Origin of the sequence: Pseudomonas sp. HY2-MNA-CIBAN-0224 (genome assembly GCF_040310285.1) — a bacterium.
In the GTDB taxonomy this organism is placed as follows: domain Bacteria; phylum Pseudomonadota; class Gammaproteobacteria; order Pseudomonadales; family Pseudomonadaceae; genus Aquipseudomonas; species Aquipseudomonas helleri.
The window spans coordinates 1-15505 of the sequence record NZ_JBEOPQ010000001.1; the positions used below are offsets into that span (position 1 = coordinate 1).

13 protein-coding genes and 1 pseudogene are annotated in these 15505 nt (G+C 58.8%); 5 read left to right on the forward strand and 9 right to left on the reverse strand.

Annotated features, from left to right (window positions below; all coding sequences use genetic code 11):
- Positions 1-283 precede the first annotated feature (283 nt).
- On the reverse strand, positions 284-979 hold the full coding sequence (locus tag AAEZ03_RS00005) for a pirin family protein (protein WP_350574796.1): 696 nt from the start codon (positions 977-979) through the stop codon (positions 284-286).
- Positions 980-1248: 269 nt separating this feature from the next.
- Between AAEZ03_RS00005 and AAEZ03_RS00010 the strand changes: the two genes are divergently transcribed.
- Entirely contained in the window at positions 1249-3726 is a 2478-nt protein-coding gene (locus AAEZ03_RS00010) for a UvrD-helicase domain-containing protein (protein ID WP_350574799.1), read from the forward strand.
- A 90-nt stretch (positions 3727-3816) separates the two neighbouring features.
- Here the strand turns inward: AAEZ03_RS00010 and AAEZ03_RS00015 are convergent, their stop codons facing one another.
- On the reverse strand, positions 3817-4089 hold the full coding sequence (locus tag AAEZ03_RS00015; RefSeq protein ID WP_123748900.1) for a DUF1652 domain-containing protein: 273 nt from the start codon (positions 4087-4089) through the stop codon (positions 3817-3819).
- A 246-nt stretch (positions 4090-4335) separates the two neighbouring features.
- Here AAEZ03_RS00015 and AAEZ03_RS00020 point away from each other — a divergent pair, with 246 nt between their 5' ends.
- The 4 genes from AAEZ03_RS00020 (at position 4336) to AAEZ03_RS00035 (ending at position 8127) form a co-directional block, all read left to right on the forward strand.
- On the forward strand, positions 4336-5154 hold the full coding sequence (locus AAEZ03_RS00020) for a helix-turn-helix domain-containing protein (protein WP_350574801.1): 819 nt from the start codon (positions 4336-4338) through the stop codon (positions 5152-5154).
- 49 nt (positions 5155-5203) lie between these two features.
- On the forward strand, positions 5204-6610 hold the full coding sequence (locus AAEZ03_RS00025; protein ID WP_123748902.1) for an NAD(P)/FAD-dependent oxidoreductase: 1407 nt from the start codon (positions 5204-5206) through the stop codon (positions 6608-6610).
- A gap of 29 nt (positions 6611-6639) precedes the next feature.
- On the forward strand, positions 6640-6981 hold the full coding sequence (locus AAEZ03_RS00030) for a cupin domain-containing protein (protein ID WP_048370089.1): 342 nt from the start codon (positions 6640-6642) through the stop codon (positions 6979-6981).
- A gap of 63 nt (positions 6982-7044) precedes the next feature.
- Positions 7045-8127, forward strand: a complete 1083-nt coding sequence (locus AAEZ03_RS00035; RefSeq protein ID WP_502947869.1) for a polyamine ABC transporter substrate-binding protein — start codon at positions 7045-7047, stop codon at positions 8125-8127.
- A gap of 118 nt (positions 8128-8245) precedes the next feature.
- On the opposite strand, the gene AAEZ03_RS00040 is transcribed toward AAEZ03_RS00035, so the two are convergent.
- The 7 genes and pseudogenes from AAEZ03_RS00040 to AAEZ03_RS29210 all read right to left on the reverse strand — a co-directional run.
- Positions 8246-9220, reverse strand: coding sequence for a 2-hydroxyacid dehydrogenase (locus AAEZ03_RS00040; protein ID WP_185059504.1), 975 nt, complete (start codon positions 9218-9220; stop codon positions 8246-8248).
- Between the two features lie 5 nt (positions 9221-9225).
- Positions 9226-10521, reverse strand: a complete 1296-nt coding sequence (locus AAEZ03_RS00045; RefSeq protein WP_262125713.1) for an MFS transporter — start codon at positions 10519-10521, stop codon at positions 9226-9228.
- Positions 10522-10578: 57 nt separating this feature from the next.
- Positions 10579-11523: a sugar kinase gene (locus AAEZ03_RS00050; RefSeq protein ID WP_350574804.1), complete on the reverse strand. Its 945-nt coding sequence runs from the start codon at positions 11521-11523 to the stop codon at positions 10579-10581.
- Positions 11516-12298 (reverse strand): sugar phosphate isomerase/epimerase family protein, encoded by a 783-nt coding sequence (locus AAEZ03_RS00055; protein WP_350574807.1) that lies wholly within the window; start codon positions 12296-12298, stop codon positions 11516-11518. Before AAEZ03_RS00055 ends, AAEZ03_RS00050 begins: the two co-directional genes overlap by 8 nt.
- A gap of 76 nt (positions 12299-12374) precedes the next feature.
- Positions 12375-13406, reverse strand: coding sequence for a LacI family DNA-binding transcriptional regulator (locus AAEZ03_RS00060; RefSeq protein ID WP_350574809.1), 1032 nt, complete (start codon positions 13404-13406; stop codon positions 12375-12377).
- A 251-nt stretch (positions 13407-13657) separates the two neighbouring features.
- The gene (locus tag AAEZ03_RS29205; protein ID WP_502947878.1) at positions 13658-14392 is read right to left on the reverse strand and encodes a methyl-accepting chemotaxis protein; all 735 of its coding nucleotides are present in this window, start codon (positions 14390-14392) and stop codon (positions 13658-13660) included.
- 123 nt (positions 14393-14515) lie between these two features.
- Positions 14516-15292, reverse strand: a pseudogene (locus tag AAEZ03_RS29210) (cache domain-containing protein); the annotation flags it as partial.
- Positions 15293-15505: the final 213 nt, after the last annotated feature.

Consider the following 15505-nt stretch of genomic DNA (forward strand, 5'->3'; position numbering starts at 1 on the left):
AGGCAGACATGAGTAAAGCCTCTAGTCTTGGAGATGAGAGGTCGCTCTGGCCTGGCTCACGCTTGTTGTTCGAGGTCGGACTCAGTCAACTGTTCGAGCTTGAGCCAGAGCGAGAAGAGTGGACGGCAGCTCGGCTCCTACCCGTGCTCATGGCACCGCGAGCTAGCAGCTTGCCGTCCACCCCTCTCACCTAACACCTTAACTCCAACGAAGACACAAGCGAGCTTGCCTCGCGATCTTTTGATTTTCGAAAAGATCGCGAGGCAAATGTGAGTCGGTGATATCAGGCGACATCCACCAGCACGATTTCGCTGTCTTCTATCGCTGTCACCCGCACTACGCTTTCGTCGACGATGGCCACGCCATCGCGGGCTTGCGCGCGCAGGCCATTGACTTCAATCACGCCGGTCGCCGGTACCAAATAAGCACGGCGGCCGCTGTCCAGGCGGTATTCGGCGCTTTCCCCGGCCTTGAGGTTGGCGGCCACTACGCGGGCGTCTGCGCGGATGCTCAGGCTTTCGTGGTCGCCCTGTTTGCCGCTGGCCAATGTCACAAAGCCTTCTTGCTGGCCTTTCGGGAACGGTTTGGCGCCCCATGACGGTGCCTGGCCGGCTTGGTCAGGAATGATCCAGATCTGAAAGATCTTGGTCGGCGTCGACTCCAGGTTGTACTCGCTGTGGGCAATCCCGGTGCCAGCGCTCATGACTTGCACGTCACCGGCTTCGGTGCGGCCTTTGTTGCCCAGGTTGTCTTCATGGCTGATTGCACCTTCACGCACGTAGGTAATGATCTCCATGTCGCGGTGCGGGTGCTGCGGGAAGCCGGTGCCGGGGGCGATGATGTCGTCGTTCCAGACGCGCAGGTTGCCCCAGTTCATCCGTTTTGGGTCGTGGTAACTGGCGAACGAAAAATGGTGATGGGCATCCAGCCAACCGTGGTGTGCACCGCCCAGGGTGTTGAAGGGTCTGAGTTCAAGCATGATTCTTCTCCTGTTCAGGTCGCCGGAAGGGTGTAAACGGTTACCCGATTAATGATGGAACTGATTCTCCTGCATGAACATATCGATAAAAAGCGCAAAAAATGCTTAAAAGCTATCAGGTAATTTGATGTTTTAGGTGGTCTGCCTTGTGGGGTTTACCAGCACAACAAACCCTAAGCAACTGATGCTCAAGCAATTAGCTAGAAATCTGCTCGTAATGCGGCGACCATAGCCTTTGTGCCCAGACAGCCTCACCCCACGGAGTCAGCGTGACGCAAAACACCCCCGATGTGCCTGAACAACTTGTCCCCCAAGCCCAACTGCCCTGGTTAAAACGCCTCGCTGCTCGCTTGTTTGGCAACGGTTTAAGCCGTTTGCGCGCCCAGCATGCGGCGTCGTGGTTACAAGGCCAGGCTGACGGATTTCGCAGCGGGCACACTTCAGGCTTCGATTACGGCTTCAAGGAAGGGCACACCGAAGGGCTGGAGGAAGGTCGGCAAGTGCTGTTTATCAGCGACACCCGCCCGCAGGTACTGCGTGCCCCGGGGATTGATGACAATCTGTTCGACGATTGGCGCCTGCCCTTGAGCCCTGAGCTGAAAAAGCAGATCAAGGCCGATGTCGCGGCATTACTGCCCGAGCACGCACAGCCCAGCGCAGCGCAGTGGAAGATGATCTTCAGTGACACCCCGTCGACCTCCGTGGTTGCTGGTGCCGGGGCGGGCAAGTCGACGTCGCTGGTGCTGCGCATCCTGTTATTGACCCACTACCTGGGCTTTGAACTTGACTCCATGACGGTGGTGACCTTCACCCGCGAGTCGCGCAAAGACTTCATCAGCAAGCTGCAAGAGATTTTCACCTTGTGGGGCCGCACCCTGAGCCTTAAAGAGGCCCGCGATGTGGTACGGACCTTCCACTCACGGATCTTGCCGATGGTGCGCAGCTTGCCCGGCTATGGTCAGTTGCAGGCCTTCGAAACCCTGAACTCGCGCAGCCTGCTGAGTGAAGACGACGCCGACAGCAACCCGTTTGATCTACGCATCAACGACGCTCAGCGTCAGCAGCTCAATGCCTGTTACCACGGGCTGTACACCCGCGATGCGCGTTTTCGCGAAACACTGGCGCCGTTGTGTCGGCATGCCTTGCAGCTCAAGGAGCTGGAGCGTGATCACCCGGATGTGCAAAAACGTATGGCGGTCACCGAACTGGCAGCCAAGCGCGATGAAGAGTTGTGCGACACTCTTGAAGATTTGTGGTTTGCCGCCGGGGCCTGGCCGATCAAAGGGATCGAGCCGAACCGGGAAACCCTGGAGATCAACGGTTCGCAGTTCCATTGCCACGGGTATATCCCGCAATTGGATGCCTGGATCGTGCTGGGCTTTGATCCGCGTGAAAACCCGCAAATCTCTCGCCCCGGGGCCAAACTGACGGTTCGCGCAGAATGGGCAGTCAAGCGCACACTGTTTCGAGCTTTTTGCAGTAAGCCGCTGATTTGGTTAGAAAGTTATGCAGATGCCAAGCGAGTCATTGCTTCGCTGGCAGGGGATGCCAGTGCCGGACCGGGCTTTGATTACAAGCTCAAGGGCGAGCTGACTTCAGCACCGTTGCTCGACTGTTTTGTTGCGGCCGCCAGCTTTATCGAGAACCTGGGGCTCGACGTAGCGGCGGCGGTGGGTGAGATGCGCTTTGCCAAGGATGACCCGGACCGTTTCTTCTTTGAGGCCTTGAGCCTTTACTGGCGGGCGCTGGAAGACCATCTACTGGCGCAAACGCCACCGGTGATGACGTACAACCGCATGTTCTCGTTGTTTGGTGAGAACACGCCGCAGAACTTCAAGCTGCTCAGCCACGAGCAACTGCGGCCGTTGTCGCATTTGATGATCGATGAGTTCCAGGACGTGTCACCGCAGATCGTCTCGTGGCTGCGCGCCAGCTTGCGGGAGATCCGCAGCCGTGGGCCTGCCATGCACGTCGGGCGGGGCGCCCAGCGTTCCTCGCTGCTGTGCGTAGGCGATGACTGGCAGTCGATCTATGGCTGGCGCGGCAGTTCGCCCAAGTACTTTATGGAATTCAACAAAGAATTCCCGTCGCCCGCGACCACGCGCGTGATGCTCAGCGATAACTTCCGCAGCCATCAGCACATCATCGACGCGGCTGAACACATCGTGCGGGCGGCGCCGTCGATTGCCGGTAAACGCGCCAAGGCCAGCGGCGAGCCCAAGCAGCCCGTGCCGGTGAATGTCCTCAATCGGGACGACCAGGATTTGGCGGCCCGATTGATCGAACACTACAACGCGGGCGATCGAATCTTAATGTTGTATCGAAAAAGCAGCGATAAGCTGTTGATTGAAAAGGATATACAGTCTGTAGTTAATGTGGATTCGAGGTTGGCTCCAGAAGATCGCAGGCTTAAACAACTGACCTATCACAGCTCCAAGGGCCTGCAGGCTGACGCTGTTTTCCTGCTGGGCGATTGCCAGCATCTGACCTCGTCACCGTACAAAAATCAGGTCTACCGCATGGCGGGCCTGGGCAAGGACGGCGAGCCGGACCCTTACGATGCGGCGCAGAAGGACGAAATCCTGCGACTGGCCTATGTCGGCATTACCCGGGCAGTGGCGCATTGCTATTGGTACCTGGAAAGCCAGGACGCCCAAGGGCCGAACATGCCCAAGGCCTCGGACCGGATACCCAAGGGCAAGGCGTTTTTTGAGGACCTACGCGGTTCAAAGGTGACAGCTGGTTAACGTGAACGTGTAGGAGCGCGCTTGCTCGCGATCTTTTAAAGATCAAAAGATCGCGAGCAAGCTCGCTCCTACAAGGATTTTGGGGATGGCTTAAGCCTGCCACGCCAAAGGGGGAACGAAGCTTTCGAGCTCGTCCTCTACGGCCTGGATGATGCGCGCCACTTCCCCGGTGCTCATGCTGGTGGCGCAGGGGATGCCGGCAATGGCAATCATGGTTTCTCCGGTGGCGCGGTCAAACAACCGGGCAACCATGCTCTTGGGCGCGTCCATGGTCGCCTCGAAGCCAATGGGGTGAAAGTGCCAGCGCATGAGTTGGCAGGCGTTGGGGAAGCTGAATTTATCGATGGAGCTGACGGATTTCATGAAGAGCGATTCCTTTTGCTCTGACGTGATGGCGAGGCGCTAACCTCTCCTCGAGTATTTGCGAGACTTTCGTGTTTAACCTAGCACTCATCAGTGATGGCGATAAGCCTTTTTTTGCATTTCGTCGGTTTTATGGCGCCAGTTTTGATGTGTGTCATGCGCTGCGGCTGATTTGGCTCCGTCCAGCTGTTATTGAAGCGTGTGGGTAAACTCGGCATTCTGTGTTTTTTGCCAGTTGAGCGTTCTATGTCACTCCCCGACGACGGCCCTGAACAGACCCAGGCGACTGGCGAAACGGTCATGCGCTACCACCTGTGCTGGAAGTACCGCGATCTGGACGGCGTGATGGCGCTTTATCATCCTGACGTGCGCTATCACGACTTCTTCCAGAACCGCGTCATGGTCCTCGCTGAGTTGCGCGAGTACGTGCAAAAGTCCATGCCCAGGGAGGCGGATGAGGCGCTGGAGCACAGTGACCGGATTCGCCTGGACGGCAACACTGCGTTCATTCAATACCGCATGACCTTGCGCGGCAGTCAGGGACTGGTGTCGTTTCGCGCCAGTGAAGCGATTACCGTCCGCGACGGCCTGATCTGGCGCGTCAATGAATACGCCTCGCTGGTGCACGAAACCGCTCCTGACACCGCACAACAACCGCCGCTGCGCCCGGCGGTCAGTCGCCTCGGGCTCTCGGCCCGGCAATTGAGCTTTATGGCCCAAGACCTGCAAACCTACTTCGAACGTCAGCAGCCCTATCTCGACCCCGAACTGGACCTGCAACAGGTGGCCAAGGCCTGCGGCTATACGCGCAACCAGATGTCGTATTTGTTGAACAAGGTGCTGGGCCAAAGCTTTTATCGCTATGTGAATCAGGCGCGGTTACAGCATGTGTTAGCGGCGATGGATAGGGCGGTTGCACCAATCAAGGTGGATGAGGTGGCGTTTTCGGCGGGCTTCAACTCGATATCGGCCTTTTACACCTGTTTTCGCCAGCACACCGGCCAGTCACCCAAGGCCTACGCCAAGCAAATTTCTTTGCGTGCACGCACGCAAGACGCTGGCTGAGCACTGACGCTAGGATCGACCCATTCTTGAACCCAAGGTGGAGTCGGTAATGCCAGCATGGCGCGCGATCAGTTTATGGATGGACCAGCTTGAGGAAACCCTGACGCCTCGGCCCTCGCTTGAGCACGACCTGGAGGTCGACGTGCTGATCATTGGCGCTGGCTACACCGGGTTGTGGACCGCGTACTACCTCAAACGCCATGCGCCCGAATTGAGCGTCGCCATTGTCGAGGCGCAGACCGCAGGTTTTGGTGCGTCGGGCCGCAATGGCGGCTGGCTGATGGGTAACCTGCTGGGCGAAGACCGCTTGCTTGCCAGGCTGTCGGCCGAGCAACGGCGCGCCTCATTCGATTTGCTGCACGGCATCCCGGACGAAGTCAAAAGCGTGATTGATCGCGAGGGCATTGACTGTGACTACCGCAAAGGCGGCGCCTTGTACTGTGCCGCGCGCTACCCGGAGCAAGAAGCCAGCATGCGCCGGTACTTGGGCAAACTGCATGCCCAAGGCTTGAACGACGCCGACTACCGCTGGCTAAGCCCTAATGAATTGGCACAGCAGATCTGTGTCGCCAAACCCTACGGCGGTATCTTTACACCCCACGTGGCAACCATTCAACCGGCCAAACTGGTGCGTGGGCTGGCCCGCGCTGTCGAGCGTATGGGCGTACAGATTTTTGAGCAAAGCCCTGTGACCGATTGGCAGCCCGGCAAGGCCCGCACGGCCAAGGCGCAGGTTCGCAGCCGCTGGGTGGTGCCGGCGGTGGAAGGCTATGCCAACACCCTGGCGCCTCTGGGGCGTTATCAGTTGCCGGTGCAAAGCTTGATTGTCGCCACCGAGCCGTTGTCCGGGGCGCTGTGGGACAGCATCGGCCTGTCGCAGGGGCAAGCCTTTAGCGAGAGCAGCCGCCAAGTGACCTACGGCCAGCGCACGGCGGATAACCGCCTGGTGTTCGGCGCGCGCGGGGGCTACCAGTTTGGCGGGCGCCTGCGCGAAAACTTCGACCTCACCGCCAGCGAAATCGAGCTGCGCCGCTACCTGTTTGGTGAACTATTCCCGCAATTAAAAAACGTCGAGATCAGCCATGCCTGGGGCGGAAATCTGGGCATGTCGCGGCGCTTTCAGCCGCACATGCTCTGTGACCGCCAGCAGGGCGTTGCGCTGGCCGGGGGCTACGGTGGCGAAGGCGTGGGTGCCAGTCATTTAGGCGGCCGAACTTTGGCCGACCTGATTCTGCAACGGGACACGGCAGAGGTTAAACAGCCTTGGGTGTTAACCGAAGGCGGGTTAAAAGCGCTCAAGGCCTGGGAGCCCGAACCGTGCCGCTGGTTGGGTTACAACGCGATCATTCGCAGCTTTGTGTACGAAGACAAAACCCTGGCGAATCTCGATAGCCCGCCGTGGCGTAGGCAATTTGCCAGCCGTATGGCGGATTTTATGGAAGGTTTCATGCAGTAACCCTTGTTGTCTTGATCAGGAAGTTTTTCATGAGCATCACGCACTTTAAAAACACCGCCCATGCTGTGCTGCAAGAGTCCTTCCCGGTGGCTGTGCCGCTGGGAACGCCGGTATCGGTCACCTCGGTCACCTGTGTTGAGCGCACCGATGGCGTCGAAACCGGAATCTGGGAGTGCACGCCTGGGCGCTGGCGCCGGCAAATCGTCCAGCAGGAGTTTTGCCACTTTATTCAAGGCCGCTGCACCTTCACCCCCGATGGCGGTGAACCCCTGACTATAGAAGCGGGCGATGCACTGATGTTGCCTGCCAACAGCACTGGTATCTGGGACATCCAGGAAACCGTGCGCAAGACCTATGTATTGATCTTTTGATCGCTGAACACTGCCGATACCTGCCTATAAAAAAGCTGCCCAAAACATGCTAGGAATCGAATCATGAAGCGTATGACTACCCTGTTGCCCCTAATGCTGGTTGGTACGTTGTGTCAGGCCGCCGAGACGGTGAAGGTCTACAACTGGTCGGATTACATTGCGCCCGACACGATGAAGAATTTTCAACGCGACACCGGCATCGGTTTTACCTATGACCTGTTCGACAGCAACGAGACGCTGGACGGCAAGTTGATGACCGGCAACTCCGGGTATGACGTGGTGTTCCCGTCCAACCACTTCATGGCCCGGCAGATTGAAGGCGGGGCGTTGAAGAAGCTCGACAAGAGCCTATTGCCCAACTGGAAAAACCTCAACCCGGTGCTGCTCAAGGCGCTGGAAGTCAACGATCCGGGCAATGAGCATGGCTTCCCTTACTTGTGGGGCAGCACCGGGATTGGCTACAACGTGGCCAAGGTCAAAGCGGTTTTGGGTGATAACGCGCCGGTTGATTCCTGGGACTTGATCTTCAAGCCAGAGAACATGGCCAAGCTCAGCAAGTGCGGCGTTGCGATTCTCGATAACGGCCCGGAAATCCTCCCGGCTGCCCTCAATTATCTGGGCTTGCCACCCCACAGCAAAAACCCGGATGACTACAAAAAAGCCGAAGATTTGCTGATGAAAGTCCGGCCTTACATCAGTTACTTCCATTCTTCGAAATACACCAGCGACCTGGCCAACGGCAATATCTGCGTGGCGGTAGGCTTCTCGGGCGACATTTTGCAGGCCGAGACCCGGGCCAAAGAAGCGAAAAACGGCATCGAGATTGGTTACTCGATTCCCAAGGAAGGGGCGGCAATCTGGTTTGACATGGTTGCCATGCCCGCCGATGCGCCAGACGAAAAAGCTGCGTACAGCTTTATGAACTACTTGCTGCGCCCGGATGTGATGGCGGGCATCAGCAACTATGTGCATTACGCCAACGGCAACCAGCAGGCGGACGCGTTGGTCAGTCCCGAGATCAAGGCCGACACCAAGGTTTACCCGACGCCAGAAATGATGGGCAAGTTGTTCGCACTCGAAGCCATGCCGCTGAAAATTGACCGGGTCCGCACCCGCGTGTGGACCAAAATCAAGGCGGGTGAGTAACCCTTACGACACATAAACATCGCACGTCCCTTGTAGGAGCTGCCGCAGGCTGCGATCTTTTGATCCTCAACATCAAGAGATCGCAGCCTGCGGCAGCTCCTACGGGTTAGGTTTCAGCTCAATTCACCCGATTGGCAGGGCGTTCGCCGGCCAGGGCGGCCAGCAGGTTATCGACGGCGCAGCGTGCCATCGCTTCTCGGGTTTCAACGGTAGCCGAGCCAATATGCGGTGTGGCCACCACGTTATCCAGTTGCAGCAACGGCGAGTCCACTTCCAGCGGCTCGCGTACAAACACATCCAGCCCGGCGGCGCGGATCTGGCCCTGCTGCAAGGCCTTAATCAGCGCCGCTTCATCCACTACTTTGCCCCGCGAGATATTGATAAAGATGCTCTCTGGGCGCATCAGGGCGAACTGTTCAGCACCGATCAAACCCTCGGTTTGCGCCGTCAGCGGCAAGGTCAGGCATACAAAGTCGGCTTCTTGCAGCAGCTCGTTGAGGCTGCGGTAGCGCGCATTGAAGCGCGCCTCAACCGCAGGCTTTGGCGAATTGCTGTGGTAGATCACCGGCATGCCGAAACCAAAGTGACCGCGCTGGGCGAGGGCTTCACCAATGCGGCCCATGCCGATAATGCCCAGGGTTTTGCCATGCACGTCGGTGCCAAAAGATTCGGGCCCGATGTTTTTCTGCCACTGGCCATTGCGCACCTTAATTGCCAGTTCCACCACGCGCCGGGCGCTGGCCAATATCAACGCAAAACCGGTGTCCGCCGTCGTCTCGGTCAAGACATCCGGGGTATTGGTGAGCACGATGTTGCGCCGGGTCAGGTAGTCAATATCGTAGTTATCAACGCCCACAGACACGCTGGCCACGGCTTCAAGCTTGGGGGCAAGGTCGAGCAATTGCGCGTCGAGTTTAAGGCTGGCGCCGAGCAAACCGTGGGCGTGGGGCAGGGCGGCGCGCAGTTGCTCCAGCCCTTGGGCGTCGAGGCGCTTGATCAGCGTGACGTCTGTTTCGGCTTGCAGTCGCTGCATCAGCGGTTCAGACAGTTCTTTGTACAGCACGACGTGTTTTTTCAAGGGGTTCACCGACATTCAAATCAAGAGTGGGCCAGGCGCTGCGGGGCGCGGCGTTTAGGGGCAACCGGATCTTTGTGCGTTGGGGTGAGCATCAAGGTCAACAGCACCGAAATCAGCAGAGCGCCGCTCATCAGCAGGTACGATGCGCCCGGCGAACCGGTTTCGCTGTTCAGGTAACCCACCAGATAAGAGCCGCCAAATGAGCCCAGGGCACCCATGCTGTTGATCAATGCCATGGCGCCGCCTGCCACGTTGGCCGGGAGGATTTCCGGGATGATGGCGAAAAAGGGGCCATAAGGCGCATACATGCAGGCCCCGGCAATCACCAGCAATGTGTAGGACCACCAGAAGTGCTCGGCGCCCAATGCGTAGGAACCGTAGAAGGCGATAGAGGCAATCAGCAACGGTGGCCAGACAAAGCGTTTGCGCTTTTGCAGTTTGTCCGAGCCCCACGACACCGCGAGCATGCCGATCACGGCCGCCAGATAGGGCAGGGCTGAGAGCCAGCCGGCTTCGATCATGTCCATGTGTGCGCCCTGTTTAAGGATCGACGGCAGCCACAGCACAAAGCCGTACACGCCGATGCTCCAGCAAAAGAACTGCAAGGCCAGCAGGATGACTTTTGGCGAGCGGAAGGCCGCCGCGTAGTTTTTCACCGGGGTCATGCCCACTTGCTCGGCATCCAGCGCGCTTTGCAAGTCTTGCTTCTCTTGCTGGCTGAGCCATTTGGCATCGCTTGGGCGGTCATCCGCCAGGCGCCACCAGATAAACGCCCAGAACACGGCAGGCAAGCCTTCAACAATAAACATCCAGCGCCAGCTGTAATGCTCCACCAGATAGCCCGACACCACCGACATCCAGAGCATGGTTACCGGGTTGCCAAGGATCAGGAAGGTATTGGCGCGCGAGCGTTCGGCACGGGTAAACCAGTGACACAAATACACCAGCATGGCGGGCATTACCGCGGCTTCAACCACGCCGAGCATGAAGCGGATGGCGATCAGGCTGTAGGCGTTGGACACCACGCCGGTCAAGGTGGCGAGCCCTCCCCAGAGAATCAGGCTGACAAAAATCAGCTTTTTAACGCTGTTGCGTTGCGCGTAGACCGCTCCGGGGACCTGGAAAAAGAAGTACCCCAGAAAGAACAGCGCTCCCAGCAACGACGACAGGCCGGGGGTGATGTTGAGGTCGGCGGCCATGCCCGAAGCGGCGGCAAAGCCATAGTTGGCGCGGTCCAGATAGGCCAGGCTATAGGTGATGAAGACGATCGGCATGATGTACCACCACCGGCGGGTGGCGAGTTTCAGTGAGTGCATGGTGATGCTCCTGAGCTTGTTGTTTTTGTCGCAGCAGGTAACGGGTCGAGCAAAAAATCAGGCGGCGGTTGAGAACTGGTTGAGTTCAGCGCGGGTCGGCAGGCCCTCCATGTCGCCACGGCTTTGCACGGCGCGACTGCCGATCCAGTTGCCGCGTTGCACCGCTTGGGCAAGGCTGAGGTTTTCCAGCAGGGCGCTGATCACCCCCACGGCAAAGCCATCGCCCGCGCCCACGGTGTCGATCACGTTGGCGACAGGCACGGCGGGCACAAAGTGCTCGGTGGTGGCAGTGCGCAAGAACGCGCCTTTAGCGCCGAGTTTGATGATCACCGCCTCGGCGCCTTGGTCCAGATAAAACGCGGCAATGTCCGCAGGGGCGTCGTACCCGGTGAGCAGGCGGCCCTCTGCAAGTCCTGGCAGCACCCAGTGCGCGTGGGCAGCGAGAGCGTTGATGTCGCGAATCATCTGCTGTTCGCTGGCCCATAACGACGGGCGCAGGTTCGGGTCGAATGACACGCTTTTGCCTGCGGCGCGCATCGCCCGCATCAGTTCAAAAGACAACTCATTGCAACTGGTGGAAAGCGCAGGCGGGATGCCGGTGGCATGCAAGTGTCGTGCGCTGAGCAACGCCTCGCTGATCACCGAGCGGTTCAGGTGGCTGGCGGCGGAGCCCCGGCGAAAGTACTCCACGTGCGGGTCGCTGCCGTCATCGACGCGCGATTTAAGCTGAAAACCGGTGGGGTGCTGCGGGTCAATCGCCACATGCTGGCAGTCCAGCCCTTCGCCTTGCAAAGTGTTGATCACAAAGCGCCCGAGGGAGTCAGCCCCTACGCGGCTTAACCAGTTCACATTGAACCCCAAGCGGGCCAGGCCAATGGCCACGTTGCTGTCCGCCCCGGCGATACGCTTGTGAAACGTCTCGACCTGGGCCAGGTCGCCGGTTTGCTCGGCCACCCACATGGCCATGGTTTCGCCAAATGACAACACATCGACGTTAGACATAGCTTGGCTCCTGTTGCGTGTGACTGAGTCTGGAGAGTACCTGCACGTGTTGGCGGGTCAGCCAGGTCAGGTCGTTGCCTTGCAGCGGATATTCGACGGCGCGAGGCAGGCCGTGCGGCATGTGGCCCATGAGCTGTTGCCAGGTTTGCAGGTCGGTGGCCGTCGGCGGGGTGGCAATCAACTTGCCATCCGGACGTCTCGCCACGCCTTTGCAATGCACATAGGTCACGTGGCGGCCCAGCAGGCGGGCGGCGGTGCTGGCCGACTGGTCTTGCCACTGCCAGTTACCAATGTCGAAGGTCATGCTGACGGGCGCTTGCAACTGCTCGACGCTGTCGAAAAAGCGCTGCATGGGCTCGATGCGTCCGCCTTGGGAGGTTTGATCGTTTTCCACCAGCAAGCATACGGACTGCTGCTCAAGGCAGGCGGCCAACTGGCGCATGTCGCAATGCTCGGTGAAGTACCCCAGTGAGACCTTCAGCCACTTGGCGCCGAAGGCCTGGGCCCGTTGCAGGGTTGGCAGCAGTTGTGGGTTGGGGCGTGACTGGCCGGCGTCCCACAGTTCCATCGGCGATGAATACAGGCATTCCAGATCGTGCTGTTCAACTGCCTGGCTAAAGCTGGTCGGGTCTTCGCCGGTGAGCAACTCTTCGCGCAGCTCGATACGTGTGGCGCCGGCTTTGGCCAGCAGCTCGATAAAACTCGCTTGCCCACGTTCGCGAACAAGGTCGGCGCCGTAGCTCGACAGGCTGATGGAAACGGGAAATGTGTTCATTGTTATTGCTCTCTGAAACCGGTTTCATTTTTGTACAGCGTTAAGGGCTGACGACCGGATAACGGTTGTCAGCCCCTCAAGCGTCAGGGGTAGCGTGTTGTGTTGAGCCGCGAACGATCAGGCGCGCGGTAAAGTCCAGATTGCGCGCAGGGGCGGTATCACCCTTGAGGCGCTTGAGCAGACAGTCGAACGCGCTGGCGCCGATTTGTTGCGTCGGCTGGGCGAGGGCGGTGATACCGCTGCCCACCAACGCGAACCAGTCCAGGTCATCCAGGGCGATCAGGCCAACGTCTTCGAACAAGCGGCAATTCAACTCGCGCAAAACCTGGGTGCACGCCAAGGCGGCCACGCCGTTGGAACAAAAGATGGCCTTGGGACCGGGGCCAGCCGCTTGCAGAAATGCCTGGATATCGGTGTTGAGTTGCGGGCCGGTTTGCACCGCTGCGCCGCTGAGCGACGGGTGCATGCGCAAATACTGATTGAAGCTCTCGATACGCTCGCTGCGTGAGCTGGTGCCGTCAATCGGCTCGCTGACCAGCAACAGATCCCGATAACCCTGCTCTTGCAGGTGCTCAAGGGCCATGCGCACGGCACCGGCGTTGTCGAGGCCGACCATGTCGCTGTGCAGTTGCTCGACTTTTCGGTCGATCAGGACGATGGGCATCTCTTGGTGCAGCGCTTGCAGCGCGTCAGGATGATGGCCAAGAGTGTTCAGAATCAGGCCTTCGATGTTGTAAGAACGTAACGCCGCGAGGTGCTGATGCTCTTGCTCATCGTTGCGGTCGGTGTTGCACACCACCAGGTTGTAGCCGTGCTGGCGGCAGGCGGTTTCAACGCCATGCATCACCGCAATCGAATAGGGGTTGCGAATATCGGCCACCAGCATGCCGATCAGCCGGGTACGGCCGCGCTTAAGGCCGCGGGCCATTTGATTGGGGCGATAGCCGAGCTCGTTGATGGCCTGCTCGATACGTTCAGCGATGGCCGCGGACAACAAGGCCCGGTCTTCACCGATAAAGCGCGACACGCTGGCCTTGGAGACGCCAGCGCGCCGGGCAACATCAAGCATGGTCACGCGGGTGCGCTGGGCTGCAGAAAAACTGTTCACGGCCTGAAACCTTTTATTGGTGTTATCGCAGGCGGTTTCGATCAAGGGGCGATGAAACCGGTTTCAGGAAAACTCAAATCACCCGGTGTCGTCAAGTTTTGCGTGCACTCGATTTCAATAAACCGCTGAATGACCTTGTAGTCGCTGACGAGGCACGAGGCTGCGATGCGAGCCGCAGGATCGCCAATTAGGGTCGCTTCGCAACCCATCGCAGCCTCATGCTTCGTCAGCGACTACAAGTTTTGCAGGGGTTACACCTTGAACTGGCCCAATAATCCGTTGAGTTGCACGCTCAGTTCCTTGAGGTGAGCGCTGTCGGCACTCGATTGCTCGGCAGCCTTGGCGGTGTTTTGCGAGAGGTCGGCGGCCTGGGTGACGTTTTGGTTGATGTCTTCCACAACGTGCGCCTGCTGCAACGTGGCGCTGGCAATCGATGCATTGAGCTCGTTTAGGTTGCTGAGCGCCTGGCCGATGGTGGTGAGGCTGTTGCCGGCCTGGGTGGCTTGTTCGATGGTCGCTTGCGACGCCTGGCTGCTGCTGGCAATGACATTCACGGCTGCGTCGGAGTGCTGCTGCAACGCTTCAATCATGGTCTGGATTTCAGCCGTGGATTTTTGCGTGCGCTGGGCCAGCAAGCGCACTTCATCGGCGACCACGGCAAAGCCGCGACCCTGTTCACCGGCACGCGCCGCTTCAATGGCCGCGTTCAGGGCCAGCAGGTTGGTCTGTTCGGCAATCGAGCGGATCACTTCAAGCACGCTGCCGATGCCGCTGCTTTGCGTGGCCAGTGTGCGGATCACCTCGACCGCCTGGTCAATAGTGATCGACAGTTGGTCGATCTGCTTCAGGCTGCTGTCGATGTTCTGCTGGCCCAGCTCGGCTTGGGTCTGCGCACCACGCATTTCACCGGCGGCGTGTTCGGCGTTTTTGGCTACCTCTTGTACGGCGTAGGTGACTTCGTTGATCGCTGTAGCCACTTGATCCATCTGCGAGGCTTGCTGCTGGCAACGTTGCTGGGCTTGCGTCGCGTCGTTGCCGATCTGCGTCGAAGACTGTTCCAGCGCTGTGGCGGTGGACTGCAAGTGGCGGATGACCGTACGCAGCTTGGTGGTGAAGGTGTTGAAGTGCCGGGCAAGTTCGGTGACCTCATCGCGCCCGTGGGTGTCGAGGCTGCGGGTCAGGTCACTTTCGCCGCTGGCAATATTGGCCATGGCCTGCACCGCCTCTTTTAACGGGCGAGCAATGCTGCGGGCGATCAATCTGACCAGCACGACCATGATCAGCGCAATCGTCAGGCCAGCGACACTGGCTTTCCAGACTTGCGCCTGAAATTCGGCCTGCATGTCGTCGATGTACACCCCGGAGCCAATCACCCAGCCCCATGGCTCGAACAGTTGCACATAAGAGGTTTTTGCCACCGGCTCGTCAGCGCCAGGTTTCGGCCAGCGGTAAGCCAGGTTGCCTGAACCCTGGGTCTTGGCCAGTGCGACCATTTCATTGAAGATCGCAACACCGTCCGGGTCCTTGATGGCAGACAGGTCTTTGCCGTCGAGTTTGGGGTTGGTCGGGTGCATGACCATAAAAGGGCGCAGGTCATTGATCCAGAAGTAATCGCCCTGGTCATAGCGCATCTTGCTGATGACCTGCAGCGCTTGTTGTTGCGCAGCATCACGGCTTAACGATCCGGCAGTTTCGAGGCCATGGTAGTAGTCCAGAACGCCACTGGCGGCTTGTACCACGTGCCGGGTTTTCTGCGCTTTGCCTTCATTCAAATCGTCATGTATCTGCTTTAGCATCAGCAAACCCAACGCCAGCAGCATGGTCATTGCCACGATCAAGATCAGCCACAGACGCTGGCTGATGGACAACGTGCGCAGGGTATTCATACAGCGGTCACTCCTTTGTTGTTCTTGTTGTCAACGCTCGCACTCAGAGCAGCGAAAGTGGAACGTGTCTGATAGGATCTCGGCCGAAATTCAGAAAGCTGAATCTTTATTGTTTTCTGACAGTTATTTCACATCACGTCAGTGAACATGCAACACCCGCAACCACGGCTCGGCACCGGTTGCACACACTTATTTTTTGGCTAATCAGCGCGG

Excerpts from the sequence above, each read along its gene's own strand:
- AAEZ03_RS00045 (WP_262125713.1), bottom strand. The coding sequence starts at position 10,521 with ATGCACTCACTGAAACTCGCCACCCGCCGGTGGTGGTACATCATGCCG.
- AAEZ03_RS29205 (WP_502947878.1), bottom strand. The coding sequence starts at position 14,392 with ATGGATCAAGTGGCTACAGCGATCAACGAAGTCACCTACGCCGTACAA.
- AAEZ03_RS00025 (WP_123748902.1), top strand. The coding sequence starts at position 5,204 with ATGCCAGCATGGCGCGCGATCAGTTTATGGATGGACCAGCTTGAGGAA.
- AAEZ03_RS00035 (WP_502947869.1), top strand. The coding sequence starts at position 7,045 with ATGAAGCGTATGACTACCCTGTTGCCCCTAATGCTGGTTGGTACGTTG.
- AAEZ03_RS00005 (WP_350574796.1), bottom strand. The coding sequence starts at position 979 with ATGCTTGAACTCAGACCCTTCAACACCCTGGGCGGTGCACACCACGGT.
- AAEZ03_RS00055 (WP_350574807.1), bottom strand. The coding sequence starts at position 12,298 with ATGAACACATTTCCCGTTTCCATCAGCCTGTCGAGCTACGGCGCCGAC.
- AAEZ03_RS00040 (WP_185059504.1), bottom strand. The coding sequence starts at position 9,220 with ATGTCGGTGAACCCCTTGAAAAAACACGTCGTGCTGTACAAAGAACTG.
- AAEZ03_RS00020 (WP_350574801.1), top strand. The coding sequence starts at position 4,336 with ATGTCACTCCCCGACGACGGCCCTGAACAGACCCAGGCGACTGGCGAA.
- AAEZ03_RS00050 (WP_350574804.1), bottom strand. The coding sequence starts at position 11,523 with ATGTCTAACGTCGATGTGTTGTCATTTGGCGAAACCATGGCCATGTGG.
- AAEZ03_RS00030 (WP_048370089.1), top strand. The coding sequence starts at position 6,640 with ATGAGCATCACGCACTTTAAAAACACCGCCCATGCTGTGCTGCAAGAG.
- AAEZ03_RS00015 (WP_123748900.1), bottom strand. The coding sequence starts at position 4,089 with ATGAAATCCGTCAGCTCCATCGATAAATTCAGCTTCCCCAACGCCTGC.